This window comes from Microcoleus sp. BM001215392, assembly GCF_036700185.1.
Taxonomy (GTDB): Bacteria; Cyanobacteriota; Cyanobacteriia; order Cyanobacteriales; family Microcoleaceae; genus Microcoleus.
The window spans coordinates 1-7,610 of record NZ_JAUBOJ010000370.1 but is presented as its reverse complement, the minus strand read 5'-3'; the positions used below and the strand labels follow the sequence as shown (position 1 = coordinate 7,610).

Below are 7,610 nucleotides of genomic sequence, written 5' to 3'. Positions count from 1 at the left end.
CGGTGCATCGCCGACTATTGCAGGTGCAGGTTTCATCGAAACTGTGGCAAACCTCACTGGTACGGCGATTCTGGCTGCTAATTTAACAGACTCGCCCACCACACCAACACCCGTAACAACACCCACACCCGTCACAACACCCACACCCGTAACAACACCGACACCCGTAACAACACCAACACCCGTCACAACACCCACACCGCTAGTTGTGGGGACTCCGCAACCGCAACCGTTCGTGGTGACGGCTGCAACACCAGTCACAACTCCCACACCCATAACCACACCAACACCTCCACCGTTTACACCCGCGGCAGCTCTCAACCTGACACAGCCGATCGCACCCGTACTGACAAACCGCCCCACACCGACAACCAGCTCGCTGCCGCAGATTCTCGGCACCAACGGCGACGACTTTATCGCTGGTAACGATGCTAACAATACAGTGTTTGGCAAGGCCGGAAACGACACTTTGTTTGGCAATGGCGGCAACGACATCGTATTTGCCGGCAAAGGCGATGACCTCGTATTAGGTGATGCTGGCAACGACCTGTTGTCTGGTAACCTAGGCAATGACACCATTGTCGGCGGCGACGGCGAAGATACCGCATTAGGCGGCAAAGCTGACGATTTGATATTTGGTGGCGCCGGTAACGATGTTCTCGCCGGGGAACTCGGCAACAATACTTTACTCGGCGGTGAGGGTAGCGATACTCTGTACGGCGGTGACAATAATGATGTGTTGTTTGGCGGTAGCGGCAACGATTTCCTTTACACCACAAAAGGTAACGACATCCTGGTTGGTGTTGACTATACCGGTGCTAATCCCGGACGCGGCGAAGTTGATACGCTGATTGGTGCAGAAGGCAGCGATACTTTCTTGCTGGGAAATGCCACGAATTTATACTACAACGATGGCGTTGATACTGGCACTGGCGCAGCCGACTACGCTTTGATTGTTGGTTATGACCCCAGTAAGGATATCCTCCAACTTCAAGGCGCTCCCAGCACCTACGCGATCGGCGCTTCTCCGGCTGGATTGCCCGAGGGTGCTGCTATTTTCAAGAAGACTGCGGCTGCTGACGAATTGATTGCGATCGTCCAACCAGTTTCTGGCTTTGGGCTTGACAGCAACTCTTTGCGCTTCGTTTAAGGGTTGAGGGCGGGCGATCGTCCAATGGCCCCGGCGGTTGAAACCGCGGCTATACAAACGAAGTCCGCCGGACGCCGACTGAAGAGTAGAAGTATTAGTCCTGCCTTTCGTGCAGGACTTTTTTTTGGCCCGATGGGCGATCGACAACCCCCAAAAATTAATTTTAAAAATGGTTGACTCAAAATTGCCAAATCGTCGTATAATGTGTGTCTGGTCATTTTTTACCGCAATTCCTAAAAAGCAAAAGCAAGTAAAACAGACTAAGCGCGGGCGTAATTCAGTGGTAGAATGTCAGCTTCCCATGCTGGACGTCGTGGGTTCGAGCCCCACCGCCCGCTTTAACTGAATTTTCATATAAATATGAAAATTAATTAGTGCTATCAATTCGATCTATGGCTACTTTCTTAACCGCTGCATTATATAAATTCGTTGAACTATCCGATTTTGCCGACCTGAAAGCACCGCTAATCGATTGTTGCGATCGCAACAATGTCAAAGGCACTATCTTGCTGGCAGCCGAAGGCATCAATGGGACGATCGCCGGTTCATCCGAAGGCGTGCACGCAGTGCTGGCATTCTTGCGCAGTGACAGCCGTTTTGCAGATTTGGTTCACAAAGAATCTTTTTCCGAAAAAGCACCGTTTTACCGCCTGAAAATCCGCTTAAAACGCGAAATCGTCACCATGGGAATACCCGATATTAATCCATCCCTCATGGCTGGCAAATATGTCAAACCCGATGAGTGGAATAAGTTGCTTGACGATCCTGATGTTGTTGTGGTTGATGTGCGTAACAATTTCGAGGTATCTATGGGTACTTTTGCAGGTGCGATCAATCCCAAAACAAAAAGCTTTTCTGATTTGCCAAAATGGGCGTTGCAAGAAACTGCTTTGCGCGATAAACCGAAGGTGGCAATGTTTTGCACCGGCGGCATTCGCTGCGAGAAATCTACTGCTTTTTTGCGATCGCAAGGTTTTAAAGAAGTCTATCATCTCGAAGGTGGGATTTTAAAATATTTGGAAACAGTACCGGAAGCAGAAAGTCGTTGGGAAGGTGAATGTTTTGTCTTTGATGAACGGGTTTCTGTTGTTCATGAGTTAAAGTTGGGTAACTATCAACTTTGTCGCGCTTGTCGTGAGCCGATTAGTGAGGAAGATCGGGCTTCTGAATTATTTGTACTTGGTGTGAGTTGTCCTCATTGTCATGACTCAAAAACCGAAGCCCAAAAGCAAGGATTTTCTGAACGTCAACGTCAAATTGAGCTGGCTAAGCGTCGCAAGCAAGCACATATCGGCGCGCGCTATGATGTTAAGGAAAAATCCGATGGTGGAATAGATTAATAGTAGTATTAGCACTAATCTCCAAGCAACCGGGTTTCTCTGAAAAATCTGGTTTGCTGACGTAAAATTTAGCAAGAAACCCGGTTTCTGACTTCTGTAATATTACCACTAAGGATCGCGAATTAAATAATTTACACATATTTGTGGAACGGGTTCTCCCGCCCCTCCCACAAGAACAATAAATAAAAAATGTAAGTTATTTAATTTTCATTCCTAATCTCAAAGAAACCGGGTTTCTCGGAAAACTATAGTTGGGCGACATTAAATCTAGAAAGAAACCCGGTTTCTGACTCTAAACCCTTCAAAATAACTAATAACTAATAACTAATAACTAATAACTAATAACAACTGACAACTGACAACTGACAACTGACAACTGACAACTGACTATATGTCACCAATATACCCAATTTTATATTCATTCCGCCGCTGTCCCTATGCTATGCGCGCCCGCTTGGCGCTGATGGTTAGCAATCAGGTGTGTGAGTTGCGGGAAATTGTTTTGCGCGATAAACCACAGGAAATGTTAGATGTATCTCCCAAAGGTACGGTACCGATATTGATTGATGTTGAGGGGCGCGTACTCGATCAAAGTATTGATATCATGTTATGGGCATTGGCACAACACGATCCTGAAAAATGGTTAATTCCCGAACAAAGTTCTGTTGCAGAAATGCTAGCACTAATTGCTCAATTTGATGATAAATTTAAATATCATCTCGACCGTTATAAATATCCCGAACGTTATATTGGTGTTGATGCCCGATCGCATCGAGATGAAGGTGCTGTATATCTGGATCAACTCAATGTAAAGTTAAGCGCGACTAAATATTTGTTTGGTAATAATGTAGCATTGGCTGATATGGCGATCGCACCTTTTGTCCGTCAATTCGCCCATACCGATAAAAATTGGTTCAAGGAACAGCCCTGGACTCCTCTACAAACTTGGTTAACAGGGTTTACAGACTCGGAAATTTACGCTAGTGTTATGCAGAAATACCTTAAATGGGAATCGGGGAGTGCAGGCGTTGTTTTTGGGCGATGGTAATTACCTATCAAGCTGTTCGATAGTTCCGAATGCGAGTCCGCAGAAAAGAGAGAACTCGCATTCCGAACGATCGAACCTTGTGGTTTGTAGTTAGGAATGCGAGTCCGCAGAAAAGAGAGGACTAAAGTCCTTACTACAAACCAATGTTATTTTTGTCCCTCAGGCGTTAGTGTATTCTAATAGATATTGTCAGGCTGAAATTATGATTGATGTTGGTTCATTAGTTCGATCGCCCAAAAATGATTTGGGAATCGGAAAAGTCGTCGAAGTATCGCGCACCGATGCGGTAATTGAATATTTTTGCTCAGTAAAAAACCGTTTCCGCAAAACTGTACCCTTGGGTTTGCTCCAAGAAGCGAGACTTCAGCGACAAACTCGCTGCTACCTCTGGAGCACAAGTCACGAAAGGTGGATAATTGGCAGAATTTATGACTGGGATGAAGATAAATTAGAGTACGAAATTGACCTCCCCGACAGCCAAAGTTTGCAAGCTATCGAAGCTCAGCTTTACGTTCGCTGCAATATCCCGATCGCCGATCCGATCGACATTTTAGCAGTAAAAGGTCAAGAAACCCCGTATTTTCACGATCGCCGCTTGGCCTTTGTGCAATCTGCGATCGAACAGCGTGCCGTCAGCCGCGGGATGACGGGGTTAATTTCTGCGAACATAGACCTCTACCCGCACCAAGTTGAAGTCGTGCGGCGCGTTCTAGAAGACCCGATCGTGCGCTATTTGTTGGCAGATGAAGCAGGCTTGGGGAAAACAGTAGAAGCCGGGACAATTCTCCGCCAATTTCTGCTAGACGATCCCAACGGGCGCGCTGTGGTACTGGTTCCCAAATATTTGCTCGAACAGTGGCGCCAAGAATTAGAAAATAAATTCTATTTGTCTCATTTTGCCGATCGAGTGCAACTTGTTGCTCTTAGCGAAATCAATCAAGTTAGCCGCAACGCTAACCTGGATTTTCTGATTGTTGATGAAGCGCAGGATCTTGCCGCAATGGCACATTCGAGCGATCGCAACCAGCAACAATCCTTTGAACTCTGCCAGAAACTTGCTCACAAAAGCAAAAACTTATTGTTATTATCTGCAACGCCAGTCATCGGCCGCGAGCAAGATTTTCTAACGATGCTGCACTTGCTAGACCCCACAACCTACCGTCTTGATGCTCTCGAAAGTTTTAAAGAACAGGTGCAAAACCGTCAGGAAATCGGCCGCGCATTGCTGGATTTGGAAGAAACATCACAGCCTGCGGTTTGGAAAACAAAACTCGCTCAACTCCGCAGTTTGTTGGGGACAGATGATTATTTTCTCGGTTTGGCAAAGGAGTTAGAGAAATGTTTGAAAAATGCAGAAACCGCAGAACAATCTCGCATTGTAAAAACTATTCGCACTCACGTTAGCGATACCTACCGCCTGCACCGCCGAATGCTCCGCAACCGCCGGGATGCGGTGGAAGATGTGATTTTTGATCGCGATACTGTTCCCAAGACTGAGTACGATCTCAATGACGAACAGTGGTCTGAAATTCAAACTGTACTGGATAAATGGCGGGCGGCTGCTCCGAAATCTAGCGAATATCAGAGAATTTTTCTGCTGTTTTTCCGCGCTTCCGGTACTTGGCTGAATGTTTTGGAACGGGTTGTCAAAGCTCGCTTGCAAAAAAAATCGACTCCCGAACTCGATCGCGAATTCGGACAAAGCGACACGGCAATTTTGACCAAAACAGCACTGTTTGCAGAAGAAAGGGAACTGCTCGAAACCTTACTCAACGCGGTAGCAAAGCAGCAGGAAGGACTCGATCGCCCGAGTTTGTTACGAATTGCCATTTTGCGATTTTTGGCAGTTGCTTTGAAGGTGCCGCGCGAGTATCACAGCAATCCTCGCGATTTGCTATCGAGAATTCAACAGCAAATTAAACGGCCGATTCCGGGGGAGCGTTTCCCGAAAATTGTGATTTTCACGAGTTTTACCGTTACTTGTCAGGAGATTGCAGAAAATTTAGCTAAAATCTTTGGTAAAAAGGCGATCGCCAGCCATGACACGAGCAAGTCTGCGGATGATGTTGAGGCGAGTCTCAAGCGGTTTAAGACTGAGCCGCATTGTTTTATCTTAGTGTGCGATCGATCGGCCGAAACAGGCGTCAACCTGCAATTTACAGATTGGTTAGTTCACTTCGATGTACCGTGGTTTCCCAACCAGCTAGAACAAAGACTCGGGCGAGTCGATCGCATTGGCAGCAAAATGGGAGTACAATTTTGTTTGTTTGCCGGCCCAGATATGCCCGATAGTCCCCACGAAGCTTGGTTTCAAGTTTTAAAAGACGGGTTTGATATCTTCAACAAATCTCTAGCCAGCCTTCAGTTTTTTGCTGACAAAAAACTGATCCAGCTTGAAGAAAAGTTGTTTCTTGAGGGAGCAAAGGGCTTATCCAGCCAACTTGAATCAATCAAAAATGAAATCGAACAAGAGAAAATCAAAATCGACGAACAGTATGTTCTCGATGAAATTGATATTCTCGATGACAGCGCATCTCAGTATTTTGAATCCCTCGACAACTGCGATGCTCGCCATAAAGAAATGCAGCGGGCTGCCGAAGGTTGGCTATGTCAAGCTCTCCACTTCCAACAAATAGATCATCCGAGTATATCCGGGTTGATGCGTTATCAACCTACTCAAAAAACATTGATTCCCTCGAATGATTTAAGAACTCGATTGATTCCTTACTGTCAGCAGTATGGTAGCTACAACCGCCGCATTGCTCATCAAAATACAGATGTCGTTCTTTACCGAACGGGAGAGGGATTGATTGACGCACTTGGCTCTTATGTTCGCTGGGACGATCGGGGTCAAGCTTTTGCAATGTGGCGACATGACGAAAGTTGGGATGCTACCGAAGCAAAGGAATGGTTCGGGTTCCAATTTAACTATTCTATCCAGACTGATGTCCAGCCTGCTGCTGAAGTTTTGCAAGCACAAAATATCGATAATTACAACTTGAAAGCTTTACAGCGGCGCGCTGATGCTCTGTTTCTGCCAACTTTTGAAACCGTGTATGTAGATGCTCGCAGCGAGCAGATGTCTTTGGTTGAAGATGTAGAACTTCTGAATATATTGCAGCGGGCTTATAAAGGGAAAGGCGGCCCGAATCGGGATTACAATTTGTCGAAAAATCGCACTTCCCTGATTGACAGTTTTGTCGATCCGCTGGATTGGGATGATTTTTGTCAAAAGGGGCGGGTAGTATCTGAGGAATTGCTGCGCGGGCGTCAGGCTTTTGTGGAAATCTGCAATAGTTCCGCTATCAGTGCTGCAATTCAACTCGAAAACCGGGTGAATCAACTGCAATTACGTTTGAACCGACTTTCTAAATCTCAACAGCTTTTAGAATCTGTTTTGGCTGATGAAATCAGTACGGAAAGTGCGTTAAATCAAGCAGTTTTAGCGGGAATTCGCCGCCCGCACCTGACTCTGGAGTCGGTGGGATTTATTGTGATTTCTGGGCGCGCTCCTGTGAAAGCTGAGGATGAGGGATAATCTCAAATCTGCTTAATTGTACGCGGTAAGTTTAGAACGTGACAATTTGAGGACACAGCACTGCTGTGTCCCTAAAAAAGGCAAGATGTGCAGTGGGAACCTCTACAAATACAGCCAATTCCACGTAATCGAAGTACCGACCGATCAAAGGTAGAAATGCCCTGTCCTGCGGGGATTAATCCATCGGCGGTACTTCATCAAAGTGGAATCATCTGTATTTAAATTTACGATTAAAAATACATTGTGTCAGGTAAAAGTTATTAACCTGTAAACTCGTTAAATTTTCGTCTAAATTCAGATGTTTGTATTATTTAATATGAATTCAAAAAAGCCTAAAAATTACTAATTACCGCAACTTATTTAGCGGACAGCAATATTTTAAAAAGTGCGAGTTCCTTTCCCTGACAAAAAAGCAAAGGCAGATCGACGTTTCGATGACAAAAAGAGCGATCGCCCTTCCTTGAGAAAAAGCTATCAATGGGGTGCATCTCATTTTTGAAAATATACTTGTAGGGGCTCTCGCATTTCGGCAGT

At 45.7% G+C, this 7,610-nt stretch carries 4 protein-coding genes and 1 tRNA gene; all 5 read left to right on the top strand.

What is annotated here, in order from left to right:
* A partial coding sequence (locus QT974_RS28040; RefSeq protein ID WP_333471673.1) for a calcium-binding protein occupies window positions 1-1,150 on the top strand: 1,150 nt, incomplete at its 5' end.
* Between the two features lie 266 nt (window positions 1,151-1,416).
* Window positions 1,417-1,488: transfer RNA gene (locus tag QT974_RS28035), tRNA-Gly, on the top strand.
* A gap of 54 nt (window positions 1,489-1,542) precedes the next feature.
* Window positions 1,543-2,490 carry an oxygen-dependent tRNA uridine(34) hydroxylase TrhO gene (trhO, locus tag QT974_RS28030; RefSeq protein WP_333471672.1) on the top strand — a complete coding sequence of 316 codons (948 nt, stop codon included), beginning with the start codon at window positions 1,543-1,545 and terminating at the stop codon, window positions 2,488-2,490.
* A 391-nt stretch (window positions 2,491-2,881) separates the two neighbouring features.
* Window positions 2,882-3,538 carry a glutathione S-transferase gene (locus QT974_RS28025; RefSeq protein WP_333471671.1) on the top strand — a complete coding sequence of 219 codons (657 nt, stop codon included), beginning with the start codon at window positions 2,882-2,884 and terminating at the stop codon, window positions 3,536-3,538.
* A 202-nt stretch (window positions 3,539-3,740) separates the two neighbouring features.
* A complete protein-coding gene (dpdE, locus tag QT974_RS28020; protein ID WP_333471670.1) occupies window positions 3,741-7,076 on the top strand; it encodes a protein DpdE in 3,336 nt (1,111 codons plus the stop codon).
* The last annotated feature ends 534 nt before the right edge of the window (window positions 7,077-7,610 follow it).

What these genes read in the sequence shown, in the direction of transcription:
- trhO (WP_333471672.1), top strand. Translation starts at nt 1,543, where the DNA reads ATGGCTACTTTCTTAACCGCTGCATTATATAAATTCGTTGAACTATCC.
- QT974_RS28025 (WP_333471671.1), top strand. Translation starts at nt 2,882, where the DNA reads ATGTCACCAATATACCCAATTTTATATTCATTCCGCCGCTGTCCCTAT.
- dpdE (WP_333471670.1), top strand. Translation starts at nt 3,741, where the DNA reads ATGATTGATGTTGGTTCATTAGTTCGATCGCCCAAAAATGATTTGGGA.